1 tRNA gene is annotated in these 520 nt (G+C 45.6%); it reads right to left on the reverse strand.

Annotated elements, in window-relative coordinates:
• Positions 1-239: 239 nt before the first annotated feature.
• Positions 240-315: transfer RNA gene (locus tag H5117_RS20430), tRNA-Glu, on the reverse strand.
• Between the last annotated feature and the right edge of the window lie 205 nt (positions 316-520).

The following is a 520-nucleotide window of genomic DNA, read 5'->3' on the forward strand; positions in this document are numbered from 1 at the left end:
TCGAACCCCTGTTACCGCCGTGAAAGGGCGGTGTCCTAGGCCTCTAGACGATGGGGACACATAAATGTGTCACTAGGACAACTGAATTTTTAGACTCGTTTCAGGCGAGCTTTCTTAATAACACTACACTTCCCTATTAAAATAAGTAAGTGGCGTCCCCAAGAGATTAGTACTCTTGATAACGTCGTGCATAGAGAGTGCGGTGTCACACTGCTTTACACAATACTTAAAATAGTAAGTGGCGTCCCCAAGGGGATTCGAACCCCTGTTACCGCCGTGAAAGGGCGGTGTCCTAGGCCTCTAGACGATGGGGACACATAAATGTGTCACTAGGACAACTGAATTTTTAGACTCGTTTCAGGCGAGCTTTCTTAATAACACTACACTTCCCTATTAAAATAAGTAAGTGGCGTCCCCAAGAGATTAGTACTCTTGATAACGTCGTGCATAGAGAGTGCGGTGTCACACTGCTTTACACAATACTTAAAATAGTAAGTGGCGTCCCCAAGGGGATTCGAAC

Source organism: Pseudoalteromonas sp. SG45-1 (assembly GCF_014164135.1).
In the GTDB taxonomy this organism is placed as follows: domain Bacteria; phylum Pseudomonadota; class Gammaproteobacteria; order Enterobacterales; family Alteromonadaceae; genus Pseudoalteromonas; species Pseudoalteromonas distincta.